At 71.0% G+C, this 26,760-nt stretch carries 26 protein-coding genes; 2 read left to right on the top strand and 24 right to left on the bottom strand.

The window, feature by feature from the left end; genetic code table 11:
- Window positions 1-13 precede the first annotated feature (13 nt).
- The 3 genes from rlmD to ACYVJJ_RS08025 all read right to left on the bottom strand — a co-directional run bounded on the left by rlmD (window position 14) and on the right by ACYVJJ_RS08025 (window position 4,162).
- The gene (gene rlmD / locus ACYVJJ_RS08035; RefSeq protein WP_460832551.1) at window positions 14-1,336 is read right to left on the bottom strand and encodes a 23S rRNA (uracil(1939)-C(5))-methyltransferase RlmD; all 1,323 of its coding nucleotides are present in this window, start codon (window positions 1,334-1,336) and stop codon (window positions 14-16) included.
- 132 nt (window positions 1,337-1,468) lie between these two features.
- Window positions 1,469-2,092, bottom strand: a complete 624-nt coding sequence (locus ACYVJJ_RS08030) for a DUF1318 domain-containing protein (protein ID WP_460832549.1) — start codon at window positions 2,090-2,092, stop codon at window positions 1,469-1,471.
- 69 nt (window positions 2,093-2,161) lie between these two features.
- Entirely contained in the window at window positions 2,162-4,162 is a 2,001-nt protein-coding gene (locus tag ACYVJJ_RS08025; protein WP_460832547.1) for a hypothetical protein, read from the bottom strand.
- 55 nt (window positions 4,163-4,217) lie between these two features.
- Between ACYVJJ_RS08025 and ACYVJJ_RS08020 the strand changes: the two genes are divergently transcribed.
- The gene (locus ACYVJJ_RS08020; RefSeq protein ID WP_460832546.1) at window positions 4,218-4,943 is read left to right on the top strand and encodes a response regulator; all 726 of its coding nucleotides are present in this window, start codon (window positions 4,218-4,220) and stop codon (window positions 4,941-4,943) included.
- A 229-nt stretch (window positions 4,944-5,172) separates the two neighbouring features.
- Here ACYVJJ_RS08020 and recO read toward each other — a convergent pair whose 3' ends face one another.
- The 9 genes from recO to rpoE all read right to left on the bottom strand — a co-directional run bounded on the left by recO (window position 5,173) and on the right by rpoE (window position 13,775).
- Window positions 5,173-5,922, bottom strand: a complete 750-nt coding sequence (recO, locus tag ACYVJJ_RS08015; RefSeq protein ID WP_460832544.1) for a DNA repair protein RecO — start codon at window positions 5,920-5,922, stop codon at window positions 5,173-5,175.
- A gap of 70 nt (window positions 5,923-5,992) precedes the next feature.
- Window positions 5,993-6,886, bottom strand: a complete 894-nt coding sequence (gene era / locus ACYVJJ_RS08010; protein WP_460832543.1) for a GTPase Era — start codon at window positions 6,884-6,886, stop codon at window positions 5,993-5,995.
- 34 nt (window positions 6,887-6,920) lie between these two features.
- Window positions 6,921-7,583: a ribonuclease III gene (gene rnc, locus ACYVJJ_RS08005; protein ID WP_460832541.1), complete on the bottom strand. Its 663-nt coding sequence runs from the start codon at window positions 7,581-7,583 to the stop codon at window positions 6,921-6,923.
- Window positions 7,576-7,950 (bottom strand): DUF4845 domain-containing protein, encoded by a 375-nt coding sequence (locus ACYVJJ_RS08000; protein WP_460832540.1) that lies wholly within the window; start codon window positions 7,948-7,950, stop codon window positions 7,576-7,578. The genes rnc and ACYVJJ_RS08000 overlap by 8 nt, the downstream gene beginning before the upstream one ends.
- 33 nt (window positions 7,951-7,983) lie before the next feature.
- Window positions 7,984-8,787: a signal peptidase I gene (gene lepB / locus ACYVJJ_RS07995; RefSeq protein WP_460832539.1), complete on the bottom strand. Its 804-nt coding sequence runs from the start codon at window positions 8,785-8,787 to the stop codon at window positions 7,984-7,986.
- Window positions 8,788-8,850: 63 nt separating this feature from the next.
- Window positions 8,851-10,641 carry a translation elongation factor 4 gene (gene lepA, locus ACYVJJ_RS07990; protein ID WP_460832538.1) on the bottom strand — a complete coding sequence of 597 codons (1,791 nt, stop codon included), beginning with the start codon at window positions 10,639-10,641 and terminating at the stop codon, window positions 8,851-8,853.
- Between the two features lie 92 nt (window positions 10,642-10,733).
- Window positions 10,734-12,242 carry a Do family serine endopeptidase gene (locus ACYVJJ_RS07985; RefSeq protein WP_460832536.1) on the bottom strand — a complete coding sequence of 503 codons (1,509 nt, stop codon included), beginning with the start codon at window positions 12,240-12,242 and terminating at the stop codon, window positions 10,734-10,736.
- 55 nt (window positions 12,243-12,297) lie between these two features.
- Complete coding sequence (locus tag ACYVJJ_RS07980; RefSeq protein WP_460832535.1) at window positions 12,298-13,161, bottom strand: sigma-E factor negative regulatory protein; 864 nt, start codon at window positions 13,159-13,161, stop codon at window positions 12,298-12,300.
- Window positions 13,161-13,775, bottom strand: a complete 615-nt coding sequence (rpoE, locus tag ACYVJJ_RS07975; RefSeq protein WP_460832533.1) for an RNA polymerase sigma factor RpoE — start codon at window positions 13,773-13,775, stop codon at window positions 13,161-13,163. Before rpoE ends, ACYVJJ_RS07980 begins: the two co-directional genes overlap by 1 nt.
- 208 nt (window positions 13,776-13,983) lie before the next feature.
- On the opposite strand from rpoE, the gene ACYVJJ_RS07970 reads away from it, so the two are divergent.
- Window positions 13,984-16,053 (top strand): 3-hydroxyacyl-CoA dehydrogenase NAD-binding domain-containing protein, encoded by a 2,070-nt coding sequence (locus ACYVJJ_RS07970; RefSeq protein WP_460832531.1) that lies wholly within the window; start codon window positions 13,984-13,986, stop codon window positions 16,051-16,053.
- Between the two features lie 6 nt (window positions 16,054-16,059).
- On the opposite strand, the gene ACYVJJ_RS07965 is transcribed toward ACYVJJ_RS07970, so the two are convergent.
- The 12 genes from ACYVJJ_RS07965 to ACYVJJ_RS07910 form a co-directional block, all read right to left on the bottom strand.
- Window positions 16,060-16,797, bottom strand: a complete 738-nt coding sequence (locus ACYVJJ_RS07965) for a hypothetical protein (protein WP_460832530.1) — start codon at window positions 16,795-16,797, stop codon at window positions 16,060-16,062.
- Entirely contained in the window at window positions 16,794-17,153 is a 360-nt protein-coding gene (locus ACYVJJ_RS07960; RefSeq protein ID WP_460832528.1) for a PilZ domain-containing protein, read from the bottom strand. The genes ACYVJJ_RS07965 and ACYVJJ_RS07960 overlap by 4 nt, the downstream gene beginning before the upstream one ends.
- On the bottom strand, window positions 17,150-18,172 hold the full coding sequence (locus tag ACYVJJ_RS07955) for a DNA polymerase III subunit delta' (protein WP_460832526.1): 1,023 nt from the start codon (window positions 18,170-18,172) through the stop codon (window positions 17,150-17,152). The genes ACYVJJ_RS07960 and ACYVJJ_RS07955 overlap by 4 nt, the downstream gene beginning before the upstream one ends.
- On the bottom strand, window positions 18,169-18,813 hold the full coding sequence (gene tmk, locus ACYVJJ_RS07950; protein ID WP_460832524.1) for a dTMP kinase: 645 nt from the start codon (window positions 18,811-18,813) through the stop codon (window positions 18,169-18,171). Before tmk ends, ACYVJJ_RS07955 begins: the two co-directional genes overlap by 4 nt.
- Window positions 18,810-19,859, bottom strand: coding sequence for an endolytic transglycosylase MltG (gene mltG / locus ACYVJJ_RS07945; RefSeq protein ID WP_460832522.1), 1,050 nt, complete (start codon window positions 19,857-19,859; stop codon window positions 18,810-18,812). The genes tmk and mltG overlap by 4 nt, the downstream gene beginning before the upstream one ends.
- Window positions 19,856-20,662, bottom strand: a complete 807-nt coding sequence (gene pabC / locus ACYVJJ_RS07940; RefSeq protein WP_460832521.1) for an aminodeoxychorismate lyase — start codon at window positions 20,660-20,662, stop codon at window positions 19,856-19,858. Before pabC ends, mltG begins: the two co-directional genes overlap by 4 nt.
- 42 nt (window positions 20,663-20,704) lie before the next feature.
- Complete coding sequence (locus tag ACYVJJ_RS07935) at window positions 20,705-22,042, bottom strand: aminodeoxychorismate synthase component I (RefSeq protein ID WP_460833344.1); 1,338 nt, start codon at window positions 22,040-22,042, stop codon at window positions 20,705-20,707.
- 55 nt (window positions 22,043-22,097) lie between these two features.
- Entirely contained in the window at window positions 22,098-23,336 is a 1,239-nt protein-coding gene (gene fabF, locus ACYVJJ_RS07930) for a beta-ketoacyl-ACP synthase II (RefSeq protein WP_460832519.1), read from the bottom strand.
- Between the two features lie 161 nt (window positions 23,337-23,497).
- On the bottom strand, window positions 23,498-23,737 hold the full coding sequence (gene acpP, locus ACYVJJ_RS07925) for an acyl carrier protein (RefSeq protein ID WP_132331029.1): 240 nt from the start codon (window positions 23,735-23,737) through the stop codon (window positions 23,498-23,500).
- Between the two features lie 118 nt (window positions 23,738-23,855).
- Entirely contained in the window at window positions 23,856-24,614 is a 759-nt protein-coding gene (fabG, locus tag ACYVJJ_RS07920) for a 3-oxoacyl-ACP reductase FabG (protein WP_460832518.1), read from the bottom strand.
- Window positions 24,611-25,594: an ACP S-malonyltransferase gene (fabD, locus tag ACYVJJ_RS07915; protein ID WP_460832516.1), complete on the bottom strand. Its 984-nt coding sequence runs from the start codon at window positions 25,592-25,594 to the stop codon at window positions 24,611-24,613. Before fabD ends, fabG begins: the two co-directional genes overlap by 4 nt.
- A gap of 184 nt (window positions 25,595-25,778) precedes the next feature.
- Window positions 25,779-26,756: a beta-ketoacyl-ACP synthase III gene (locus ACYVJJ_RS07910; protein ID WP_460832515.1), complete on the bottom strand. Its 978-nt coding sequence runs from the start codon at window positions 26,754-26,756 to the stop codon at window positions 25,779-25,781.
- Window positions 26,757-26,760 lie beyond the last annotated feature (4 nt).

Below are 26,760 nucleotides of genomic sequence, written 5' to 3'. Positions count from 1 at the left end.
GCAGCGCGTGGAGTTAAACCTTGCGCGGCTCGAACACCGCGATCGATTCCACATGCGCCGTATGCGGGAACATGTCCATCACCCCCGCGGCCCTGAGCTTCCATCCCTTCTCATTGACGAGAAAACCCGCATCCCGCGCAAGCGACGCCGGATGGCAACTGACGTAGACGATCCGCTTGAACTGCTTCAGCGGCAGGTGCTGCAGCACGAAGTCCGCCCCGGACCGCGGCGGGTCGAGCAGCAGCTTGTCGAACGACTCGCGCATCCACGGCTCGCCCGAGAGGTCCTTGGCGAGGTCCGCCGCATGGAATTCGACGTTCGAGAAGCCGTTGTGCGCGATGTTCTCCTGCGCGCGCCGCACCAGGCCCGCGTCACCCTCCACGCCGACGACCTCCCGCGCATGCCGCGCGATCGGCAGCGTGAAATTGCCGAGCCCGGCGAACAGGTCGAGCACCCGCTCGTCCGCCTGCGGCTCCAGCAGGTCGAGCGTGGTCTGGATCATCCGCTGGTTGAGCCCGGCGTTGACCTGGATGAAGTCGAGCGGCCGGAACTTGAGTTCGACGTCCCAGGCCGGCAGCCGGAACGCGAGCTTCGGCTCGTCGGGCTCGAGCGGATGCACCGTCTCCAGCCCGCCCGGCTGCAGGTAGATCGAGAAACCGTGCTCGCGACCGAATGCGGCGAGCTTCGCGCGATCGCCGTCGGTGAGCGGCACCAGATGCCGGAACGTCAGCGCGATGGCGTCGTCGCCCGCGATGAATTCGATCTGCGGGATCTCGCGGCGCGTATCCAGCGAGTCGACCAGCGCCGAGATCGCAGCGATGCGCGCGCCGATCGCCGGGATCACGGTGTGGCATTCGGCGATGTCGGCGACGAAGCGCGGATCCGACTCGCGAAAGCCCACGAGCGTCTTGCCCTTCTTTTCGACCCGGCGCACCGATAGGCGGCCCTTGCGACGGTAGCCCCATGCGGCGTCGGTCAGCGGCGGCAAAACCTGCTGGGGCGTGACATGCCCGATGCGCTCGAGATTCTCCATCAGCACGCGCTGCTTGGCGAGGATCTGCTTCGCTTCGTCGTAGTGCTGCAGGGCGCAGCCGCCGCAGGTGCCGAAGTGCCCGCAGCGCGCAGCCACGCGTTCCGGCGCGGCTTCCAGGATTTCCACCGCGCGCGCCTCGTCGAAGCTGCGATGCCGGCCCGTCTGCACGGCCATCACCCGCTCGCCCGGCAGCGCCCCCGCCACGAAGACGGCCTTCCCGTCCGGCCGGCGGGCGACGCCGCGGCCGTCGTGGGTGAGGTCGGTGATGTCAGCGGGGAACGGGGTCAGGTCGAGGCGGGCCACGGCGCGAGAGCTGGAAAAAGGCCGCGCATTGTCGCAGACGCCGCCCCCGCGCCCTGAACCGACCGCCCCAAAAGGCGACGGCCCGCCGAAGCGGGCCGCCGGTCGGCGCCCCGGGGCGCCTCTCCCAAGCCGTTATTTCTGCTTCCAGCTGCCGCCGGACTGGTACCACCAGCCGTCGCGCGCGCTGGCGATCCACTGCTGCGCGAAGACCTCGCGAATGCGCGCCTCCCACTCGGGATGCCCGTTCGCGACGGCGATCTCGCGATACACGGCGTTGCGGTCGCGATTGTCGTCGGCCACCGCCTGGTTGATGGCCACGCGATCCTTGAGGGGCAGCTTGGCCGCGTCGCGCACGGTGATCGTGCCGTCGGCCGCGAAGCCCAGCGCGCCGGCGTCGAAGCCCGCGCGCAGGCGCGCATCGAAGCGCTGCTCCATGCGCGCCTGGATCGCCTGGATGGCGGGCGTCTTGATCGTGATGTCGGGCTGGCCCTGCGCATGCGCCGTGCCGATGCCGACCATCGATGCGAAGTCCACGCGCGCGAGCTGCGCGGCGATGCGCTCGCCCAGCGGCGCCGGCGCCATCGCGCTCTGCCCGCGCGGCTTCTCGCCGGTGGTGGTCCCGCCCTCCTCCGTGATCACCTTCTCGACGAACTCGCGTGCGGCCTCGCGAGCCTCGGCGGCGGGGAAGTAGACGTTGATCGTCACGCAGGCGGTCAGGACGACGGCGGGCAGCGGAAGCATCATCCAGCGGCGCATGGTGGTTCTCCTTTCGGTTGCAGGGATGCTGCCGCCGCCGGCGTGAAGGCCAGCGGAACGGCCGCTTGATCAGTCTACGACGGGCTTCGCGTCGCCCTTGCCTACCGCGACCAACCGCTCGACGAGCGTCGGCCAGTCCACGCGGCGATTGAAGCCGACCACGCGCAGCCACGGGATCCCGCCGCCCTCGACGATGACGAAGCCGGTGCCCGCTGGCCGCAGGCCGTCCATGTCGCAGACCTGGTCGACGAGCCTGCACGAGATACCGATGCGCGAGTAGGCGAAGTCGTCGAACAGCCCGATCACGCGGTTCTGCAGGCTCGAGACGAACGAGGCATCGCCGACGCTCGAAAGGTCCTGGACGGCGCGCTGGGAGATGCGCTGGCGCACGCCGCGGTGGCGGTCCGTGCGCAGGCGCGCGTCGAACGTCGTGGCCTGCCAGTCGACGAGCCGCAGGCCGGCGATGCGCCCGTCGAGCCGGCCGGTGATGGTCCCGAAGCCGAGCGTGCCGGTGAGCATCTCGAGGTCGAGATCGTCGAGTACGATGTCGGCGCTCACGGTCGGCGCGACGCCGAACGGGCGCTCCATCGACAAGGACGAGACCTCGACACGTCCGCGGAAGACGTCCAGCGCGAGGCCGCCATCGAAGTCGAGCCGGTTCCCGCGGTAGCGCGCATTCGGGATCCGCCCGCCGAGCGTACCCCCGAAGGCCGGCAGCCCGAAGGTCTTCGCAAGCTGCGCAAGGTCGAGCCCGGCGACATCGAGCGCGAACTCGGCTTCCGCAGGCCCTGTGGCGGACGGGGGCCGCAGGGCCAGCCGGTCGAAGCGCAGGCGCCCGCCGAGCATCGGCACGTCCACGGCGTCTTCGATCCGCAGCGCGCCGGCCGCGCTTTCGAGCGGAATGCGCGTCGGACCGAAGTCGATGCCGTAGAGGCGACCCGCGGACCAGCCGAGGTCGCTCGTCACGGGAACGTCCGCCGAGAAGCGCACGTCGCCGCCAAGGCCCTGGAACGCGAAACGGCCCGAAGGATCGTCGAGCACGACGTCCCGCAGCGTCGCCTCGGCCTGCGAGAGGCGGCCGCCGGCGAGCCGAAGCCGCGCGTCGAACCCGCCTGCCATGCGCAGGTCGGCGAGGCCCGCGCCGCCGAGCGCGCCGGCCAGGTAGGCATCGCGCGCCGCGGCGAGGTCGTCGCTGCGCAGCGTCACGTCGAGCGCATCGACGGCCCCGCCCGGTCCGAAGCCTATGCTGCCGTTCGCGGCGAGCGCGGCCCCGTCGCGCCAGTCGAAGCGCGGAATTCGCCAGCAGCAGGCGCCGCGCTGCTCGGCCTCGATCGCAAAGGCGGGCCGGCGATCCGGCAGCGCGACATACGCGGTGCCGAACAGCGCCTCGCCGCCCCCGATGCGGCCCGCGAGGCGAACGCGATCGGTGTCGCCGAGCAGCAGGTCCAGGTCGAAGCCGGCGTCCAGCCCTTCGGCGGCGATGCGGCCGTCGGGGGTGTCGAAGCCGACGCCGCGCAGGTCCACCGGCCCCGCGATGTGCAGCCCGCCGCGCGTAGCCCGCACCGCGAGGCGTGCGTCGCCCTGTCCCTCCTTGAGCTGCGCCTCCGGCCAGGCCCGCCCGAGCAGCGTGCGCATCCAGGCGAGCGGGATCGCGGTGAGGTCGATGCGGGTGACGTCCGTGGGCTCGCCACGCCGCGTGACCTCGATGCGGCTCCCGCCGCGCACCAGTCGCGCGCCGAGGCCACGCGCGTCGATGTCGACGTCCAGCTGCATCGCCGCGCCGTTCGCCGCGCGCACGGGCCCGCTGCAGCGCCATGTGGACCAGTCGCGACGACGGAGCGTGCAGCGCCAGTCGAGCGACGCGAACCGGTAGCCGAGGTCCGGCGCATCGACGCGCGACGCGCGCAGGCGCAGCGCGCCCTGCCTCGCACCCTCGGGCCAGTCGAGGTCGACGCGCACGCCGTCCATGGTGCCGACGGGCGATACGATCCGCGCGATGCGCGCCTGCGCCGCGCGCGCGTCGGCGGGCACGGGGGCGAGCACCATGCAGGCCGTGAGCAGGCCCGCCATCGCGCGTAAGATCGGCGGCATCCGCGCGAGGATAACGACAGGACGCCCGAGCCCGATGACGGAACGATCACTCCGCGTGCTGCTGGTCGAGGACGACCCGGTCAGCGCCTCCTTCCTGCAGGCCGCGCTGGAGCGCCTGCCCGCGCGCGTCGACATCGCAAGCTCGTGCACGCGCGCACGGGGCCTGACGCGCACCGGCACCTACGGCCTGCTCGTCTTCGATGCGAACCTGCCGGACGGGCGCGGCGACGCGCTGCTGGGCGAGCTGCGTGGCGCAGGCGTCGAAGCCCCCGCGATCGCACACACCGCATCGCGCGACGGCGCAGAGCACGAGCGCCTGCTGGCCGCGGGCTTCCTCGAAGTGTTGACCAAGCCGCTCTCGACCAGCGAAGTGCTCTCCGCGGCGCGCCACGCGCTCGACCTGCCGCCACCGCCGATCGAGGCGACCCCGGGCGTCGTCGATTCGCCGCTCTGGGACGACGCGTCCGCGCTGCGCGCCCTGGTGGGCGATCGCTCGCACCTCGATGCGCTGCGCCGCCTGTTCGTCGTCGACCTGCGTGCCATGCGCGCGGCCGTCGCGAATGCGGTGCGCAGCGGCGATGCGGCGGTGCTGCAGTCCATCCTGCACCGGCTCCGCGCGAGCTGCGGATTCGTCGGCGCCCCGCGGCTCGCGCAGGCCGCGCGAACGATGTCCGAAGGCGACGCGCGGGCCGAATGGCCGGCGTTCGACGCGGTCGCGGGCGAGACGCTCGAGCAGCTGCCGGTGTCCGATCCGGACTGAGTCTGGCGCGATCACGTCGGCGGGCGCTGTTGCCGCATCGGCATGCACTGACCGCCAGAGGAAGGCGTCCGGTTATCGTCACTGGACGTCGGCACGGAGCATCGCGTTGCCCCGACGCGCGATGGTTAAGCAGCGCGCTGCGATCCGGCGGCACACCCATGGAGGCCGTGGTGCATCACCGATGTCGGTGTCGCACGCCGCGTGCTGAAGGGTTGCTGCGGCACGCGCCTCAATTCCCATCCCCCGTCGACGACGCTGGCGCCAGCCGCGCCAGCTCGCCGAGCATCTGCCACGATGCGAGCCCGCGCGGCCCCAGGTGGTGCTGGAGGACGCGACGCATCGCGCGACGGAGCGCGGCGAGATCCGGCGTCGGCGGCGCCTCGTCGCCGACCAGGGCGAGCAGCGCGCGGCCGCTCGGTGCGTCGCTGCGGTCGGCATGGCCGCGGTCCGACAGCAGGCGTCGCGGGCCGTAGTCGGGATCGAGCCGATAGCGGGCCGCCGGGTCGATCGGCTGGCCGTCGGCGTCGAGCGACCAGTCGAAGCCGAGACCGAGCGCCTGCAGCAGGTCGCGCTCGTAGCGACGCAGGGTCCAGGCGAGGCCGTCGCCCGCACGCAGACGCTCGCGGGCACGCGCATAGGCGGCGAACAGATCGGGCTGCGGATCGTGGCGCGGCGCGAGGCGGAGCGTGAGCTCGTTGAGGTAGAACGCCGCCAGTGCCGCCTCGCCCGGAAGGCGCGGCGCGGCGTCGACCGCCTCGGCGGCGGTGAGCCGCGCGAGCTCGCCGCGCTGCACCGCGTCGAACCGGATCCATTGCAGGGGCTGGAGCGCAGCGCGCAGCACGTGCCGACGCGGGCCCAGCACGCCGCGCGCAAGCAGGCCGACGCGGCCGTGCTGCGCCGTCAGGAGCTCGACGAGCAGGCTCGTCTCGCGCCAGGGCCGCGTGTGCAGGACGAATGCGTTCTCGGCGACGTAGCGCATGGGCCTCCGGAGCCGGCGGGTGTCGGCGCCGTATTACCGCATCCGGCGCGCGGCGGCGTGATCGCCGTGGTCAGTCCGTGTAACCGAACGCCTTCAGCGCGGCTTCGTCGTCGGACCAGCCCTCGCGCACGCGCACCCACGTCTCGAGGAACACCTTCGCGTCGAAGAGCTTCTCCATCTGCTGGCGTGCGCGCGAGCCGATCTCGCGCAGGCGCTCGCCGCCCTTGCCGATCACGATTGCCTTCTGGCCCTGCCGTTCCACCCAGATCACCGCGCCGATGCGCAGCAGTGCGCCGTCGACGACGAAACGCTCGATCTCGACCGTCGTCGCGTACGGCAATTCCTCGCCGAGCTGCCGCATGAGCTGCTCGCGCACCATCTCACCGGCGAGGAAGCGCTGGCTCTTGTCGGTGATCTCGTCCTCGCCGAAGAGCGCGTCCTGCTCGGGTACGAGCGCGAGCACCGTACGTACCAGGTCGTCGAGCCCGATCTTCTTGAGCGCCGACACCGGGTGCACGCCTGCGAAGTCGCGGCCCGCGGAGACCTTGGCGAGGTACGGCAGCAGCGCGGTCTTGTCCTTCAGCCGGTCGACCTGGTTGACCACGAGCACCACCGGCAGGCCCGCGGCCTTCAGCGTCTCGTAGGCCAGCCCGTCCTCGTCGTCCCAGCGGCCGGCCTGCACCACCAGCACCGCGGCGTCGACGCCCTCGAGCGCACCCCGCGCCGCCCGGTTCATCAGCCGGTTCATCGCGCGCCGCTGCTCGCGGTGGATGCCCGGCGTGTCGACGAGGATCAACTGGCCCGCCTCGAACGTGGCGATGCCGAGCAGCCGATGCCGCGTGGTCTGCGGCCGGTTGGAGGTGATGCTGATCTTCGCGCCGACGAGCGCGTTGACGAGCGTGGACTTGCCGACGTTGGGACGCCCGAGGACGGCGACGTGTCCGGCGCGATGGGGAGCGGTCATCCCGCGATTGTACGGCGCCGGTGACGCGATCCCGTCAGCGCGGCGCCGCGAGGCCCGCCAGCGCTGCCTCGGCGGCGACCTGCTCCGCCGCACGGCGCGACGTGCCGATGCCCTCGGTCACCAGCGGCGGCTGCGCGAGGGTGCATGTCACCCGGAAGGTGCGGGCGTGCTCCTCGCCGTCCTCGGAGACGAGCGCATAGACCGGCAGGGGCCTCTGCCGGCCCTGCAGCCATTCCTGCAGGCGGGTCTTGGCGTCCTTGCCGACCTTGTCGGGCGGCGGCAGTGCCGCCATCGCGGGCTCGAACCAGGGCAGCACGGCATCGCGACAGGCTTCGAACCCGGCATCGAGATAGATCGCCGCGACGACCGCCTCGACCGCGTCGGCGAGGATGGAATCGCGGCGATGCCCGCCCGACTTCATCTCGCCCGGCCCCAGCGTGAGGCGCGTGCCGAGCTCGAGCGTCCGCCCGATGGTGGCGAGGGAGGACTCACGCACGAGCTCCGCGCGGGCGCGTGTCAGGGCGCCCTCGTCGACCTTCGGCCAGCGGCGGTAGAGCGCCTCGGCGACCACCAGGTTGACCAGGGCGTCGCCGAGGAACTCCAGACGCTCGTTGTGCGGCGCGCCGGCGCTGCGATGGCGCAGCGCCTGCGCGAGCAGCGAGGGCTCTGCGAAGCGGTGGCGGATCGGGTCAGTCACCGATCCGCTTGAGTTCCTTTTCGGCCTTGAAGTGGCCTACGACGTCGAGGTTCGCGATCAGCGGCTTACGGACCTCGTAATCGACGGTCATCATCCAGCCCGCATCGCGCCGCACGAGCTTGACGTGCTCGGGCTTGATGCTCTCGACATAACTGATATCCATGCGCTTGAAGAAGCGGTCGCGCACAAAGGCTGCATCACTGGTCGCGAGATCCGTGTCCGCTGCCATGCTTTCGAGTGCCTTCTTCACGGAGAAGTACTCCAAGTACATCGGAACCAGCTTCATGCCGACATAGATGAAGAAGCCGACGACCGCGAGCACCACCACGAAACTCGTGAGGGTCATACCACGCTGATTACGCATCATTCCCCATCTCCCCGGGCTCCCCGCCCAACACTATCACTGGATGCCGTTGCCGATGCGGGAGGTGTCGAACGCCTCCTTGCAGAGCAGGCCTTCGCAATTCAGCCACACCAGGAACGCCTTGCCGCGCAGGTTCGCCTCCGGCAGGAAGTTCCAGTATCGGCTGTCCTCGCTGTTGTCGCGATTGTCGCCCATCACGAAATAGTGCCCCGGCGGGACGGTCCACTCGCCCTCCCGGCCGCCGAGCTCCTGGGGGCGGTCGGTGCGCTCCAGAATCCGGTGCGTGCGGCCGGGCAGCAGTTCTTCCAGTTCTTCGGCGCCGGTCATCTCGGCACCGTTGGCGACGCCCCGGTAAACGCCCACCGAGCGGTAGTCGAGCGGCTGGCCGTTCACGAAGACCCTGTCGTCTCGATACGCGATGGTGTCGCCCGGCAGGCCGATGATCCGCTTGATCCAGTCCTGCTCGGGATGGTTCGGCGGCCGGAAGACGACGACGTCGCCACGCTGCGGCGCGCCGAGGGCCACCACCTTCCGGTTCGTCACCGGCAGGCGCAGCCCGTAGCTGAACTTGTTGACGAGGATGAAGTCGCCGGTCAGCAGCGTGGGCATCATCGAGTTCGAGGGGATGCGGAACGGCTCGGCCACGAAGCTGCGCAGGATCAGCACGATCGCGAGCACCGGGAAGAACGAGCGCGAGTAGTCGACGAGGATCGGCTCCTCGCCGTCCTCGAGCAGGCCGTCCCGCGCAGCGCGGCGCTTGGCCAGGAACAGCCGGTCGGCGAGCCAGACGAGGCCGGTCAGCAGGGTCAGCACGACCAGGGCGATTTCGAACCAGCGCATTCGTGTTCCTCGGGGCGGTGTCGCTAGACGGTGGGGTGGTCGCGGCGGATATCGGTCGTGAGCTTACTGGTCGACCTTGAGCACGGCGAGGAAGGCCTCCTGCGGGATCTCGACGCGCCCGACCTGCTTCATGCGCTTCTTGCCTTCCTTCTGTTTCTCGAGGAGCTTCTTCTTGCGCGAGATGTCGCCGCCGTAGCACTTGGCGAGCACGTTCTTGCGCATCGCCTTGACGGTCGTGCGCGCGATGACCTGCGAGCCGATCGCTGCCTGGATCGCGACGTCGAACATCTGGCGCGGGATCAGCTCCTTCATCTTCTCGGTCAGGTCGCGCCCGCGGCGGTCGGCATGGCTGCGGTGCGTGATGATCGAGAGCGCATCGACCTTGTCGCCGTTGATGAGCGTATCGACGCGCACGAACGGGCCGGCCTGGAAATGCAGGAAGTGGTAGTCGAGCGAGGCATAGCCGCGCGAGACGGACTTGAGCTTGTCGAAGAAGTCGAGCACCACCTCGGCCATCGGCAGCTCGTAGCTGATCTGCACCTGCTGGCCCATGTAGGTGATGCCGATCTGCACGCCGCGCTTTTCCTCGCAGAGCTTGATCACGTTGCCGACGTAGTCGGGCGGCGTGAGGATGTTCGCGCGGATGATGGGCTCGCGGATCTCCTCGACCATGTTCACCGGCGGGAGCTTGGCCGGGTTGTCCATGGGGATGACGGAGCCGTCGGTCTTGAGCACCTCGTAGATCACCGTCGGCGCGGTACTGATGAGGTTGAGGTCGTACTCGCGCTCCAGCCGCTCCTGCACGATCTCCATGTGGAGCATGCCCAGGAACCCGCACCGGAAACCAAAGCCCATCGCCTCCGAGCTCTCGGGCTCGAAGCGCAGCGCGGCATCATTCAGGCGCAGCTTCTCGAGCGCCTCGCGCAGGTCCGGGTAGTCCTCCGCATCGACCGGGAACAGGCCGGCGAAAACGCGCGGCTGCATCTCCTGGAAACCCGGCAGCGGGCCGGGCGCGGGGTTCGCGGCGTGCGTCAGCGTGTCGCCGACCGGCGCGCCGTGCACGTCCTTGATCGACGCCGTGATCCAGCCCACCTCGCCGGCGCGCAGCGCGTCGAGCGGCTTGCGCTTCGGCGTGAACACGCCCACGCCTTCGACCTGGTGCGCGCGGCCCGTCGACATCACGAGCAGCTTGTCGCCGGGCTTGATCTCGCCCTGCATGACACGCACGAGCGAGACCACGCCAAGGTAATTGTCGAACCACGAGTCGATGATCAGCGCCTGCAGGCGATCGGTGTCGCGCTGCTTGGGCGGCGGGATGCGGTGCACGATCGCCTCGAGCACGTCGATCACGTTGAGGCCGGTCTTGGCACTGATCGCGACCGCGTCCTCCGCGTCGATGCCGATCACCGCCTCGATCTCGGATTTCGCGCGCTCGATGTCGGCCGTCGGCAGGTCGATCTTGTTGAGCACCGGCACGACTTCCAGGCCCTGCTCGACCGCCGTGTAGCAGTTGGCAACGGACTGGGCCTCGACGCCCTGCGCCGCGTCCACGACCAGCAGCGCGCCTTCGCAGGCGGCGAGCGAGCGCGAGACCTCGTAGCTGAAGTCGACGTGCCCTGGGGTGTCGATGAAGTTCAGGAAGTAGGTCTGCCCGTCCTTCGCCTTGTACGGCAGGGAGACGGACTGCGCCTTGATGGTGATGCCGCGCTCGCGCTCGATCGGGTTGCTGTCGAGCACCTGCGCTTCCATCTCGCGCGCCTCCAGCCCGCCGCAGATCTGGATGATGCGGTCGGCCAGCGTCGACTTGCCGTGGTCGACGTGGGCGATGATGGAAAAGTTGCGGATCTGCTGCATCGGGACGGCGGGGCCAGGCGAAATAACCCGGGATTATCGCATAGGCCCCGGACCATCCCGGCGGCCGCGGTGTCCGCGGCCGCCTGAAGGGCTCAGTCGCGCTCGACGGCGACGAACTGCGTGCCGTTGGCGCGGCGCACCAGCAGCATCACGCTCTGCCCGCGCGGCACCGCGGCGACGGCGCGCGCGAACGCGGCCGGGGAGTCGACCGCCGTGCGGCCGACCTGGAGCACGACGTCACCCGGCTGGAGTCCGGCATCCCGGGCCCCGTTGCCGTCCACGCGCGCGATCCGCACGCCCTCGCCGGCCCGCAGGCCGAGGCGCTGGCGATCGGCCGCGCCGACCTCCTGCACCGCGAGGCCGAGCGCTGCAGGGCCCGTGGCCGCGGCCGGCGCATCGGCAGGCTCGCGCGGCGTGCCGCCCGCGCCGCCGCCCTGCACCGCCAGCTCGTCCAGCACCACCGGCACCTGCACGGTTCGACCGTCGCGCACCACGGTGAGCTGCGCGCGCGTGCCGGGCGTCAGCGCGCCGATCAGCGGCGGCAGGTCGCTCGAGACATTGACGGCACGCCCGTTCACCGCGCGGATCACGTCGCCGCGTTGCAGGCCCGCGCGCGCGGCGGCGCTGCCCTGCGCCACGTCGGTGACCAGCGCGCCGTTCGCGTCCGGCAGACCGAAGCCGCGCGCGGTCTCCGCGGTGAGCGCCTGCACCTGCACGCCCAACTGCCCGCGCTGCACGCGCCCGGTCGTCTTGAGCTGGTTGACCACCGAGACCGCGAGGTCGATCGGGATCGCGAAGCTCACGCCCATGTAGCCGCCCGAGTTCGAGAAGATCTGCGAATTGATGCCGACCACTTCGCCGCGCGTGTTGAGCAGCGGGCCACCCGAATTGCCGCGATTGATCGCGACGTCGGTCTGGATGAAGGGCACGTACTGCTGGTTCGCGTACGGATTCGCGCGGCCGACGGCGCTGACGATGCCGGCGGTGACGGAGCTCTCGAGCCCGAACGGCGAGCCGATCGCCACGACCCACTGGCCTGCCTTGACCGACTGGGTCGCAGTACGCAGCGCGGGCAGGCCGCGGCCTTCGATCTTCAGCAGCGCGACGTCGGACTGCTCGTCGCTGCCGACCACCTTCGCCTGGAATTCGCGACGATCCGACAGGCGCACGGTCACGCGGTCCGCGCCATCGATGACGTGATGGTTCGTCAGCAGGTAGCCGTCGTCCGAGATCAGGAAGCCCGTGCCCTGCGAGACGCCGCGTGGGCCGCCGCCGGGTCCGCCTTCGGGGCCACCGGGGAACGGCATCTCGTCGCCGAAGAAGCGTCGGAAGAATTCGGGGATGCGCTCGTCGTCGGGCAACTGGGCACGCGCCGTGCTGCGCCCGCGCACTTCGGCGCTGATGTTCACCACCGCCGGGCCGACCTGCTGCACGAGGTTGGTGAAGTCCGGCAACCCCGTCACCATCTGCGCGGCCGGCGGCGCGGTGGACGGCACCGGCAGCGGTGCATCGGCGCGCTGCTGCGGCTCCGCCGTGCAGGCGGTGGGCAGCGCCAGCGCGATCGCGCCGACGAGGGTGAGCATGCGGAGGGGTCGGTTCATCGAATCGGCCTCGGGCGGTGTCTGGAAGGGGGATGTGGGCGCTGCAGCCCGTGGCTCAAGGCGTCGGCGACGCCCCGGCGTCCGCGCCGCTCTCGAGGCGCGGCTCGAACGGATAGAACGAAGGCGCGTCGTCGGCACTCTGGCGGCCGTTTCCGTAGCGCGCGGTGAAGCCGCCGGCCGTCGCACCCGTGAGGGAGGCACGTGGCCACGGCTGCGCATCGATGCTGTCGGCCGGCTGCAGGCGGAACGGGTTCGAGGCATCCGCGACCAGCACCGCGGCGGTCGATGCGACAGGCGCGGTGGGCGCACTGCGGTCACGGGCTGACGCGACGACCGTACGTGCCGGGCGCGCGGCGATCGAGCGGCGCGGAGAGGCGCGTTCCGCCGCCGCGGTGTCGACCTCGACCGGCGACGACGACGCGTCATCGGACGCTGCAATGGACGCGCGCGGGATCGCAGGCGACGGCGGGACGGCCGTCGCCACGGGCGCTCGCATGCCGGGGGTCGTCGGCGCGGCGGCGACGGCAGGCTGTCGATCGGGCGTCTCGCCCGGACGCAGCCCGATCACCGCGGCCAGTGCGATCGATGCGGCCAGCGCGCCGCCGGCCCAGCCGTAGATCCGACGCGAGCGCGTGGGCCGATCGCGGCGCGCGATCGAGGCTGCGGGCGTTTGCGCGATCGCAGCGACGTCGGCCGCCACCGCGGCCCGTACACGCCCGGCGAAATCGGCCGGCGCCGCGATCGGCGCCCGCCGGCGCAGCGCGTCGCCGATGAGCTGCCAGCGCCCCGTCGTGCCTTGCCACTCGGAATCGTGCGCGAGCCGGCGCATCGCGAACAGGCGCGCCTCGCCGCCGAGCTCGCCGTCGAACAGCGCGCTCAGGGTCTCGTCGTCGTGCCTGGGGGTGTCATGCGAATTCATCACTGTCGCTCCCGGATGCCGTCGGTATCGAGCAGGGGTTTCAGAAGCGCGTCGATCGCATCGCGCGCGCGGAAGATGCGTGATCGCACGGTGCCGATCGGGCAGCCCATCCGCTCCGCGATCTCGTCGTAGCTCAGCCCCTCGACCTCGCGCAGCGTGATCGCCACGCGCAGCTCCTCGGGCAGGCGATTCACCGCCGTCATCACCGTGGTCTCGACCTCCTGGCGCAGGAGCTCGTGCTCGGGCGTGTCCGTGTCGCGCAGGCGCAGCGACATGTCGAACTGCTCGGCGTCCATGACGTCGATGTCGTCGGTGGGCGGCCTTCGGTGCTGGGCGACGAGATGGTTCTTGGCGGTGTTCACGGCGATCCGGTGCAACCAGGTGGAGAACTGGGCGTCGCCCCGGAAGTTGCCCAGCGCGCGGTAGGCACGCATGAACACCTCCTGGGCGACGTCCTGGCATTCGCTCCAGTCGTGCACGTAGCGCCCGACGAGCCCGATCACCCGATGCTGGTACTTGCGCACCAGGGCATCGAAGGCGGAGCTGTCGCCGCGCTGCACGCGCTCGACCAGTTCCCGATCCAGGGACGCATCGCGTCCCGGGACGGGTTCCATTGCAGACCCTTCCTCTTCGGCCATACCGGGCCGGCACTCCTGTCAGCTCGGCGTGGCCGAGGCTTGGGACAACGGGATCGCGAAAAAGTTCACCGGCGCGTGGCCGGTGCGGGGTCGACGCCCCGTGGACGTCGCGATCGCTATTTGACGTGGATGAAACGAACTCCGGATGATAGCCGGTCGCTCCATACGTAGACGGATGGTGAAAATGGACCGCAGGTCGAACGACCCCCGCTTCGACGGGCTCCCGATGCGCCACTGGCAGGCGCAGACCCGCGACGACGGCGTCGTGGTGCTCGGCTTCGACCGCGAGGGCGCCGCGGTCAACACGTTCTCGCAGGACGTGCTGATCGAACTCGACGGCGTGCTCGAGCGCCTGCGCCTGGAACCGCCGCGCGGGCTCGTGATCTGCTCGGCGAAGGAGAGCGGCTTCATCGCCGGCGCGGACATCAGGGAATTCCAGGTCTTCGACCAGCGCGGCACGGTGGGCGACGCGATCCGTCGGGGCCAGCAGGTCTTCCAGCGCATCGCGGAGCTGCCCTTCGGAACGGTGGCGGCGATCCACGGCTTCTGCATGGGCGGTGGCACGGAACTCGCACTCGCATGCCGGTACCGCGTGGCGTCCGACGATCCGTCCACGCGGATCGGCCTGCCCGAGGTCAAGCTGGGCATCTTTCCGGGTTGGGGCGGGAGCGTGCGCCTGCCGCGCCTGATCGGCGCCCCGGCGGCGTTCGACCTGATGCTCACCGGGCGCTCGGTCACGGGACGCGCGGCGAAGGGCATGGGGCTCGTCGATCGGGTGGTCGAACACGCGAACCTGCTCGATGCGGCCGCGAAGCTCGCGCTGCGCGGCGCGGAGCGCCCGTTCAAGCAGAAGCTGCTCGGCTGGGCCACGAACAGCTGGGCCGCGCGGCAAGCGCTCGCCCCGCAGCTCGCCAAGCAGGTCGCGCGCAAGGCGCGTCGCGAGCACTACCCGGCACCGTACGCATTGATCGACAGCTGGAAGCGCGGCGGCGCGACGACGCAGGCGCAGCTCGAGAGCGAGCGCCGCGCCGTGGTGAAGCTTTCCGCGACGCCGACCGCGCGCAACCTCATTCGCGTGTTCTTCCTGCAGGAGCGGCTCAAGGGCCAGGGCACGAAGGCGCATGGCATCCAGCGCGTACACGTCGTCGGCGCCGGCGTCATGGGCGGCGACATCGCGGCGTGGTCGGCCTACAAGGGCTTCGAGGTCACGCTCGCCGACCGTGAGCAGCGCTTCGTCGACGCCGCGCTCGAGCGCGCGGGCGAGCTGTTCGCCAAGCGCGTCAAGGACGAAAGCAAGCGGCCCGCAGTCGCGGCGCGCCTGCGCGGCGACGTCGCGGGCGCGGGTGTCGCCGATGCCGACCTCGTGATCGAGGCGATCGTCGAGCGGCCTGACGCCAAGCGTGCGCTGTATGCCGACGTCGAGCCGCGCCTGAAGCCCGATGCGCTGCTGACGACGAACACCTCGTCGATCAAGCTCGACCAGCTGCGCGAAGGCCTGGCGCGCCCCGCGCAGTTCGCCGGCCTGCACTACTTCAACCCGGTCGCACTGATGCCGCTGGTGGAGATCATCCGCCACGACGGCATGGACCCGATCACCGAGCAGCGCCTCGCGGGCTTCTGCCGCGCGATCGACAAGTTCCCCGTACCGGTCGCGGGCACGCCGGGCTTCCTCGTCAACCGCGTGCTGTTCCCCTACATGCTCGAGGCGGCGACGGCCTATGCCGAGGGCATCCCGGGGGCCGTCATCGACAAGGCCGCGGTGAAGTTCGGAATGCCGATGGGGCCGATCGAGCTCGTCGACACGGTGGGCCTCGACGTCGCCGCAGGCGTCGGCGCGGAGCTCGCGCCCTTCCTCGGCCTGCCCATCCCGGCCGCGCTCGCGGTGCCGCCCGAGGCCGGGCGTCGCGGCAAGAAGGACCGCCAGGGCCTGTACAAGTGGGAGAACGGCAGGCCGGTGAAGCCGCAGGTGCCGGACGGCTACAAGCCGCCGGACGACCTCGAGGATCGCCTGGTCCTCCCGCTGCTCAACGAGGCGGTCGCCTGCCTGCACGACGGGGTCGTCGAGGATGCGGACCTGCTCGATGCCGGCGTGATCTTCGGCACCGGCTTCGCGCCCTTCCGCGGCGGCCCGATCCAGTACATCCGCGAGACCGGCGTCGACATGCTGCTGCAGCGCCTGCGCCAGCTCGAGGCGCGCCATGGCGACCGATTCTCGCCGCGGCCGGGTTGGGACAACCCGGCGCTGCGCGGCTGACCGCGCTCAGTCGGCGTCGAGGGCGACGCCGACCTCGCAGACGATCGCGGGATGCCGCTGAACCACCGGGGTCGACGACATGAACTCGCCGTCGCCGTGCGGGTAGTCGTCGGGACGCGTGTCGGGCGGACACAGCCGCACCGGGCCGGCGAACCGGCCCGGGTCGAGGCGTCCGCCCTTCCAGTCCATCACGAGTCCGCCGTAGTCCCAGTCGAAGCCAGCGAATGCGAACGGGCGGCCGTTGAGACGCTCCAGCTCGCGGGTGTCGATGCCGATACGGACGCCGTCCGCACGGCGCCGGGTCGAACCCTGGCGGACGACGACCAGGGTCGGATGGCGCGCGGCCTCGTCGGGGACGATTTCGACGCGACGGGCCGGATCGTCGGCGAACAGCACCCAGCCCTCGAATGTCTCGCCCTCGGCGCCCGGCAGCGTCTGCCGAACGAGCGAGCCCGCGCCGTGGCGCGCGAGCAACGTCTCGAAGGTGTCGTCGGGCCGGGCGACCGCGTCGAGCGTGTCGACAGGTGCCGCGACGCCACGAGGCGCCGACTGCTCGCCAGCCTGCGCGCTCGCAACCGGTGCGGGCGCGTCAACAACCGGAGCATCCGGCCTCGCAGAGGTCCCCGCACGGGTCGCGGCGGGGGAATGAGGTGCATCGGCGGCAGGGCCGCAGCCGGCGACGAGCGCAGCGGCGCATGCGGCCGCGGCGAGCGCACGCGTCACCGCGGCGCGCGGCGGGATCACATCGTGTGCGTCGGACGGTCGCCCGCGAGCAGGCCGGCGAGCACCGTCTCGATCTTGCCGCGCACCTGGTCGCCTTCGGCCGACTCCGGGAACTGCACGCCGATGCCGGCGGGGTGGCCGCCCTGCGCGCCCACCGGCGTGATCCAGACGACCTTTCCGGCCACCGGCAGGCGCTCGCCCGATTCGGGCAGCGTGATCAGCAGGAAGACCTCGTCGCCGAGCGAGTAGCGCTTGGGCGTGGGCACGAAGATGCCGCCGCCCTTCAGGAAGGGCATGTACGCGTTGTACAGCTGCGTCTTGTCCTTGAGGGCCAGCGACAGGATGCCCTGCCGTGCGCCACCGGGGGTCGAGCTCATCGTTCGCGGGTCTCCGGGCCCGTACGCGCGGTGTCGCGCCAGGCCATCAACAGTTCCATCAGCACGAGGTCGGACCGGACGGTGGTCCGGAGCAGGTCGCGGCTGCGGTTCGCTTTGTCGAACCAGGCCGCCAGACTGCGCGCCGTGCGCGGGTCGGTCAAGCCGGCGGCCTTCTGCGCGACGAGGTCGGCGGCGTGCGCCACGCGCTCGGCGGCCTGGACGTCGGCCCATTGGCCCGTGACCTCCTGCACCGACGCCTCGCCGCGCGCGAGCCGCTGGAGGTCGCGTCCCACTCCGCGCCGCAGCTCCAGCCCGCCGTTGCGCAGCCAGTCGTCCGCGAGTCCGGGATGCCCGCGCGACGCGGTGAGCGCTTCGTCGGCATCGGCGGCCGCGTGGCCCTGCGCGGCGAGCCAGGCGCGTGCTTCGTCCGCGGGCGGCAGCCGGAACTCCACGCGCTGGCAGCGGCTGCGGATCGTCGCAGGCAGCCGCGCGGGCTGGGACGTCACGAGCAGCAGGTAGCGGCCCGGCACCGGCTCCTCGAGCGTCTTGAGCAGCGCGTTCGCCGCGGCGGTGCCGATCGCATCCGCCGGCTCGACGAGCGCGACGCGCGCACGACCGTACTGCGGGGTAATGAGTAGCTGCTGCGTGAGCTCGCGCATCTGGTCGATGACGATCTCGCTGCGCATCTTCTTCGGGCTCGACTTCTCGTTGAGCACGTAGCCGATGAACAGCGCATCGGGATGACCCGGATGCCCGTCGGGATGCGCGAGGCTGCCGTCCGGGCGCGTCTCCTGCGGATCGCGCTGGTGCCGCTGCGCGAACTGCCGGCAGCTGCGGCAGGCGCCGCACGGATCGACGCCGCCCGGCGCGTCACACAGCAGGTAGTTCGCGAAGCGCTCGGCCACCCGGCGCTTGCCCAGGCGCGCCGGGCCGTGGATGAGCTGCGCATGGCCGAGGCGTCCCGCCGAGTGCGCGGCGACGAGGCCTTCGTAGGCGCGCCGCTCCCAGGGTGCGGTCACGGCAGGCGCTCGCGGTAGCGACGCAGTGCGTCGACGGCGGCGGTGGCGACGTCCTCCGCGGGGCGCGTGGCGTCGAGCACGACGAAGCGCGCCGGATCCGCGGTCGCGCGATCGAGGTAGGCCAGGCGCACCCGCTCGAAAAACGCGTCCTGCTCGGCTTCGATGCGATCGGGACCGCCGCGACCGCGCGCCCGCGCGAGGCCGACCTCGACCGGCACGTCGAGCAGCAGCGTGAGTCCCGGTCGCAGGCCGACGACGTCATGCTCCAAGCGGTCGATCAGCGCGGGATCGCAGCCCCGTCCACCGCCCTGGTAGGCATGGCTCGCGTCGGTGAAGCGGTCGCTGAGCACCCAGTCGCCGCGATCGAGCGCCGGTTTCACGACGTCGCGCACGAGCTGCGCGCGCGCGGCGAACATCAGCAACAACTCGGCGAGGTCGCAGGGCGCGTCGGCGGCAGGATCGAGCAGGAGGCCACGGATCTTCTCGCCGAGCGGCGTGCCGCCGGGCTCGCGCGTGCACGTCACGCGCGAGCCGCGCTCGAGCTCGGCGCGCAGGGCGGCGAGCACGGTGGACTTGCCGGCGCCCTCCCCGCCTTCGAGCGTGACCAGCCGCGGTGCGGTGCGCGGCGCGGCGTCGTTCATCGGCGCGCCGCCTGCGCGGCGCGGTAGTTGACGAGGTACTTGCGCACGTTCGCCTGATGCTCGGCGAGGGTCTTCGCGAACAGGTGGCGACCGCTGCCATCGCCGACGGCGACGAAATACAGCGCCTCGCCGGGAGCCGGGTTCGCGACCGCCTGCAGCGCTTCCACGCCCGGCATCGCGATCGGCGTGGGCGGCAGGCCGGCGCGCGTGTAGGTGTTGTACGGCGTGTCGGTCTGCAGGTCGACCTTGCGGATGTTGCCGGCATACGCCGAGCCCATGCCGTAGATCACCGTCGGGTCGGTCTGCAGGAGCATGCCGATCTCGAGCCGGCGCAGGAACAGCCCGGCGATCTGGGGGCGCTCCGAGGCGATGCCGGTTTCCTTCTCGACGATCGACGCGAGCGTCAGCATCTCGTCCGGCGTCTTCAGGAAATGCCCCGGCTTGCGCGAGCGCCATGCGGCGTCGAGCGCCTTCTGCATCGACTCGTGCGCACGCCGGAGGATGTCGAGCTCGGTGTCGCCGCGCGTGTAGACGTAGGTCTCCGGCAGGAAGCGCCCCTCCGGATGCTGCCCGGCATGGCCGAGCTTCGCCATCAGCGTCGCGTCGTCGAGGCTCGTCGCGTCGTGTACCAGAGGTTCCGCCCGCGCGAGGGCGGCACGGACCTCACGCATGTTCCAGCCCGGCACGAGGGTGACGCGGTGCTGGATGACCCGGCCGTCGCGCATCGCGACGAGCAGCTGGCGCGGCGTCATCCCGGGCTCGAGGCGGTACTCGCCGACCTGGATGCGCCCGGCCGCGCCGAGCTGGCGCGCGAGCGCCGTCCATTCGAGTCGATGCCCGCCGATGCCGGCGGCCTCGAGCTTGCGCACCACGGCCGGCAGCGAATCGCCCTGGCGGACCATGATGCTGGTGCCCGGCGCGACGCCCCGCATCGGCGCGTCGGCGAAGCCGGCATACATGTACCAGGTGCCCGCGAGCCCGGCGGCGAGCGCCAGCAGCAGCAGGAGGGTGAAGCATCCAAGGCGGCGCTTGCGCGGGCGACTCACGGCGACTCCGGTCGGAAGGCGGGATGGGCGGCCGCGAGGCGATCGCGGAGCTTGGCGACCCGCGGATGCGGCGTCCAGCTGCGTTCGCCGAGGCGGGCGACTTCGAGGATACCGCGCAGCGCATTGCACAGAAAAACCGCGTCGGCCGATTCGATGTCGTCAGGGCGCAATTCCGCTTCCGAGGCCCCGACCTCCGCGAGCACCCAGTCCCGGCAGACACCGCGCACGCCGCAGCGGTCGAGCACCGGCGTCAGCCAGCGATCCTCGTGCAGCACGAAGACATTTGCCGCGACCGCGCAGACCACCCGCCCGTCGATGTCGCAGAGCAGGCCCTCGTCGGCGTCGTCGTCGGCCGTCCACTCGCGCCGCGCGAGCACCTGCTCCAGGCGGTTGCAGTGCTTCAGCCCGGCGAGCACGGGTTGCGGGGCCAGTCGCGTCGTGCACCAGCGCAGGCTCAGCGTGCCGCCGACGGCGGGTGCCTCGTGCACGGCGAGCGACCACAGCGGCGCCGCATCGGACGGCGCGTAACCGCGCTGCGCCGGGCCGCGCGTCAGCAGCAGCTTGAGTGCCCCACCTCCGCCATCGAGCAGGTCGACCGCCGTGCGACGTGCCAGCGCGGCATCGGGCAATGCGATGCCCAGCCGCACGGCGCCGTGCGCGAGCCGGCGCCAATGCGCGTCCCACCAGGGAACGTCGCCGTCGACGGCGCGCATCGTCTCGAACAGGCCGTCGCCGTAGGCGCGCCCGCGGTCGTCGAAGGGGATCGTGTCGAGCGGCGAGTCGCCGAGGAAGAGACGGCTCACCGCGCGGCACCGCTGCTCGCGTACGACGCGCCGCGCATCCGGTCAGACGCCCAGCGCACGCAGCATCCCGCGGGCCTTCGCGCGCGTCTCCTCGAGCTCGCGCACAGGATCGGAGTCGGCGACGATGCCGGCGCCGGCTCGGAAACGCACTTCGGTGCCCGCCACCTCGGCGCTGCGGATCAGGATATTGAAGTCCATGTCGCCATCGCGCCCCAGCCAGCCCATCGCGCCGGTGTACGCGCCGCGACCGGTCGCCTCGAGCTCCGCGATGATCTGCATGCAGCGCACCTTCGGGCAGCCGGTGATCGTGCCGCCCGGGAACACGGCGCGGAGCACCTCGCCGGGCGTCACGTCGTCGCGCAGGCGACCGCGCACGTTGCTCACGATGTGGTGCACGTGCGCATAGCTCTCCACCGTCATGAGCTCGTCGACCTCGACGGTGCCCGGGCGGCAGACGCGCCCGAGGTCGTTGCGTTCCAGATCGATGAGCATCACATGCTCGGCGCGCTCCTTCGGATGACCGACGAGTTCGCGCACGCGGTCGGCATCGTCATCACCCGGCAGGCGCGGGCGCGTGCCGGCGATCGGGCGGGTCTGCACGAGGTCGCCGCTGACGCTCACCAGCCGTTCGGGGGAGGCGCTCACCACGGCCCAGCCAGGCCCGGTGAACAGGCCCGCGAAGGGCGCGGGATTCGCACGCCGCAGCTGCGCGAAGAGTCCCGCGGCGTCCGCCGGGGCGTCGAAAAGCGCGGTCCAGGTGCGCGAGAGATTGACCTGGAAGACGTCGCCCGCCGCGAGGTAGTCGAGCACCCGCTCGACGCTCCGGGTGAAGCGCGCCGCCCTGTCCTCGGCGACGTCCCGCGGCGCCTGCCATGGCGGCAGCGGCGGGAGCGACGCGGCGTGCGCGAGATCGCGCTCGATCGTCTCGATCCAGGCGCCGTCGTCGGCCTCGGCGACCGCCACCGTGCGACCGGTCCCGCGCTCGCGCAGCACCGCCGCCGGGCAGCGCTGCGCGACGGCGATGGGTAGTGGGCCCTCCGCGCGTGGCAGGCGCAGGACCCGCTCCACCTGCGCGGCGGCCTCATAGGCGAGGAACACGGCCCAGCCGCCAACGAAGGGCGGGCGCGCGGCGGCGTCGACGCGAGGGCTACGCTCGGCCTGCCAGGCCGCGTCCAGCGCGGCGAAGAAGTCCTGCGAATCCGCTTCGCCCGCCTCCACCCGGTCGCGTCGCCATTCGATGCGCGCACCGTCCGCGAGGGGCAGCAGGTCCCAGCGGCCCTGCGGCGTGCCGTGCGCACTGGATTCGAACAGGACGGGGTAGCGCGCGGGGTCGAGCCGGTGCAGCGCGAGCAGGTCGGGCGCCGACGCGATCTCGCGCATGACGATGTCGTCCATCGACGCCCCCGACGCCGTCACCGCCGCGCCGCCGCTTCGCTCAGACGCGGCGGAAGACGAGCGTGCCGTTGGTGCCGCCGAACCCGAAGCCGTTCGACACCACGACGTCCACCTGCGCCTGGCGCGCCGTGTTCGGCACGTAGTCGAGGTCGCAGCCTTCCGACGGATTTTCGAGGTTGATCGTCGGCGGAATGATGCCGGCATGCAGCGCCATCACCGAGAAGATCGCCTCGGCGCCGCCGGCCGCGCCGAGCAGGTGGCCGGTCATCGACTTGGTGGAGCTGACCATCGTGCGGTAGGCCTGGTCGCCGAGCGCGCGCTTGATCGCCATCGTTTCGGCAAGGTCGCCGAGCGGCGTCGAGGTGCCGTGCGCGTTGACGTAGCCCACCTGTTCCGCCGACACGCCGGCATCCTTGAGCGCGGCGACCATGCAGCGCGCGGCGCCTTCGCCGTCCTCGCTGGGCGCGGTCATGTGGAACGCGTCGGACGTGGCGCCGAAGCCGGCAAGCTCGCAGTAGATGCGCGCACCGCGGGCCTTCGCGTACTCGTATTCCTCGAGCACGAGGATGCCGGCACCGTCGCCCAGCACGAAGCCGTCGCGGCCCTCGTCCCACGGGCGCGAGGCGCGCGTGGGATCGTCGTTCCGCGTGCTCATCGCCTTCATCGAGCAGAAGCCGCCGACCGACGTGGGCGAGGAGCCACGCTCCGCGCCGCCGGCGAGCATCACGTCCGCATCGCCGTACTGGATCATGCGCATCGCCATGCCGATCGAATGGTTCGACGTGGCGCAGGCGGACACCGCGGAGAAGTTCGGGCCCTTCATGCCGGTCAGCAGCGAGACCTGCCCCGGCAGCATGTTGATGATCGTGCTCGGCACGTAGAACGGCGAGATCTTGCGCGGGCCGCCCTCGTGGAACTTCACCGACTGCTCCTCGATGCCGAGGATGCCGCCGATGCCGGAGCCGAGGAGCGCGCCGACGCGTTCGGCATTCGTGTCGTCGATCGTGAGGCCCGCATCCTCCAGCGCCATGAGCGAGGCGCCCACGCCGTAATGGATGAACGGATCCATCTTTTTCGCGTCCTTCGGGTTCACCCACCGGGTGACGTCGAAGTCGCGCACCTCGCCCGCGATCTTGGTGGTGAAATTGGTGGCATCGAAGTGCGTGATCGGACCGATGCCCGAGCGCCCGTTGACGATGCCGTCCCACGTCGTCGCCAGGTCGTTACCCAGCGGGGACACGATACCCAGACCCGTCACTACGACACGGCGCTTGGACATGGAACTTCACCTCGGAATTCGATACCGGCGGCGCCGGCAGAGAGTCCATGCGACGACGCGGCGGCGTATGGACGGATTTCAAAAACACGGGGCCGCAATGCGGCCCCGTTGACGACGCGTGGGGACCGGATGCGCCACGGGCATCCGTCCACCGGTGCGGCTTACGACTTGACGTGAGCCTTCACGTAGTCGATCGCCTGCTGCACGGTCGTGATCTTCTCGGCTTCCTCGTCCGGGATCTCGCACTCGAACTCTTCCTCGAGCGCCATCACCAGCTCGACGGTATCGAGGGAGTCGGCGCCCAGGTCATCGACGAACGAGGCATTGGTGGTGACGTCCTCTTCCTTGACGCCCAGCTGTTCGACGACGATCTTCTTGACGCGCTCTTCGATGCTGCTCATTGGATCTCACTCCTCCCGGACGGGATATTCGATGGACAAGTCTAAATGAATCGCGGCGGGCCGGAGTATAGCGGCCGGCCCCGCGTGAAAAAGTCGTTGGGCGTCGCCGCCCGTCGCCTCAGGGCATGTACATGCCGCCGTTGACGTGCAGCGTCTCGCCAGTGATGTAAGCGGCCGACGGCCCCGCCAGGAACGCGACCGCGCGCGCGATGTCGGCGGGTTCGCCGAGGCGGCCGAGGGCGATCTGGTCGAGCATCCCCTTCTTCGCATCCTCGGGCAGGCCGCGTGTCATGTCGGTGTCGATGAAGCCCGGCGCCACGACGTTGACGGTTACGCCGCGCGAGCCGATCTCGCGTGCGAGCGACTTCGAGAACGCGATGATGCCGGCCTTCGCCGCGGCGTAGTTCGACTGCCCCGCATTGCCGGTCACCCCGATCACGGACGCGATGTTGATGATGCGGCCCTTGCGCGCCTTCATCATGCCGCGCATCACCGCCTTGCTCGAGCGGTAGACGCTGGTGAGGTTCGTGTCGAGGATCGCCTGCCAGTCTTCGTCCTTCATGCGCATCAGCAGGTTGTCGCGCGTGATGCCGGCATTGTTGACGAGGATCGAGATTCCCCCGAACTCCTTCGTGACCGCGTCGACCAGCGCTTCGATCGCGCCAGGCTCGGTCACGTTGAGCACGCGCCCGTGGCCGCCGCGCGACGCGAGCCGTTCGCCGATGGAGGTCGCGCCCGAGTCGCTCGTCGCGGTGCCGATGACCGTCGCGCCCTGCGTGGCGAGCTCATCGGCGATGGCGGCGCCGATGCCACGGGTGGCACCCGTCACCAGCGCGATCTCGCCCGCGAGCGGGGCGGTGTTCGTCGTGTCGCTCATGCGCGGCTCCAGTCCTGCAGTGCGGCGTCCAGTTCGGCGGGCGTGCCCAGCGGACGCACGTCGATCGACTTGTCGATGCGCTTCACCAGCCCGGTGAGCACCTTGCCCGGGCCGCATTCGGCGATGCGGCTGACGCCGCGCGCGGCGAGCGCTTCGATGCACTGCGTCCACTGCACGGGCAGGTAGAGCTGGCGCACGAGCGCGTCGCGGATCGACTGCGTGTCCTCGCGGACCTCGCCGTCGACGTTCTGCACGACGGGCAACGTCGGCGTGCTCCAGGCGAGCTCGCCCATCGCCTCGGCGAGGCGGTTGGCGGCTTCGCGCATGAGCGGCGTATGCGAGGGCACGCTCACGGCGAGCTTCACGGCCTTGCGCACGCCGCGCTCCGCGAGCATCGTCAGCGCACGATCCACCGCGTCGGCGTGGCCGCCGATCACGATCTGGCCCGGTGAATTGAAGTTGGCGGGCACGACGACTTCGCGGCCGCTGCTCGCCTCGCAGACCTCGAGCACGAGCGCATCGTCGGCACCGAGGACCGCCGCCATGGCGCCGGTGCCGCTCGGCGCGGCGGCCTGCATGAGCTGGCCGCGCAGGCGCACGAGCTTCGCGCCATCGGCGAGTGAAAGCGCGCCCGCCGCGACCAGCGCGCTGTACTCGCCGAGCGAATGGCCGCCAAGCTGCGTCGGCATCGCGCCGCCGCGCGCCTGCCAGACGCGCCAGACGGCGATGCCCGCCGCGAGCAGCGCGGGCTGGGTGAATTCGGTGGTGTTGAGGTCGGTATCGGGACCGTTCTGGCTCATCGCCCAGAGGTCGACGCCGGCGCCTTCGCTCGCTTCGGCGAACGTGGACTGCACGAGCGGCTCGGCCGCGGCGAGGTCCGCGAGCATGCCCACGGACTGCGAGCCCTGGCCGGGAAAGACGAACGCAAGTTGCGTCGGGGTATCGGTCACGCGCGGGACCCGTGGGTGCGAGCGCGCCATGATACGGATGATCGTCCGCAGCTGTCTGTACCCCGCCGTACGCGTGCCGATCGATGGCGTTGGCGTCACGGGACGATCGCTTCGAGGTCGGCCGCTTGAATCGCCGCTTCCCGGCGGCCGTAAACGACGAAGGCGACGCCGCATCGCCGCGACGTCGCCTCCCGTGCGTCGATACGTGGTGCCGTCAGTAACGGACGAGCGCGCTACCCCAGGTGAAGCCGCCGCCAAACGCCTCGAGCAGCAGCAGTTGGCCACGCTGCACGCGCCCCGAACGCACCGCCTCGTCGAGCGCGAGCGGCACCGAGCCCGACGACGTGTTGCCGTGCCGGTCGACGGTGACGACCACGCGGTCCATCGGCATGTCGAGGCGCTTGGCCGTCGCCTCGATGATGCGCAGGTTGGCCTGGTGCGGGATCAGCCAGTCGATGTCGTGGCGATCGAGCCCGTTCGCCTCGAGCGTTTCCTCGACGACGGAGTCGAGCGCCTTGACCGCGTACTTGAAGACGTCGTTGCCGGTCATCATCACGCGCACGCCGGCGTTCTTCTCGTCCGGCTTGAAGCCCGCGGAGACGCCGACCGGGTTGAACAGAAGCTCCTTCTTGCTGCCGTCGGCGTGCAGGTGCGTGCTGAGGATCCCCGTCTCGGTGTCGGCCTTGAGCACCACCGCGCCGGCACCGTCGCCGAACAGCACGCAGGTCGCACGATCCGACCAGTCGAGCATGCGCGTCAGCGTTTCCGCGCCGACGACGAGCGCCGTCTTCGCAGCGCCCGAGCGGATGAACTTGTCGGCGACGGTGAGCGCGTAGATGAAGCCGGAGCAGGCCGCATTGACGTCGAACGCCGGGCAGCCGATCGCGCCGAGGCGGTTCTGCAGCAGGCAGGCCGTCGACGGGAAGATGATGTCGGGCGTGGTCGTGCCGAGCACGATCAGGTCGATCTCGGCGGCGGTGACGCCGGCGGCCTCCATCGCGCGCGTGGCGGCATGGAAGGCGAGGTCGCAGGTGGTTTCGCCCTCGGCGGCGACGTGCCGCTCGCGGATGCCGGTGCGGGTCGCAATCCATTCGTCACTGGTCTCGACGAACTGCGCGAGATCGGCATTGGTGAGCACCTTCTCCGGCAGGTAGCTGCCGGTGCCCGCGATGCGCGAGAAAACTTGGGTCATCCGT

The sequence above is a fragment of the Lysobacter humi (ex Lee et al. 2017) genome, from assembly GCF_054781815.1.
The sequence above is the reverse complement of the archived record's forward strand: the minus strand, read 5'-3'. Positions and strand labels throughout refer to the sequence as shown.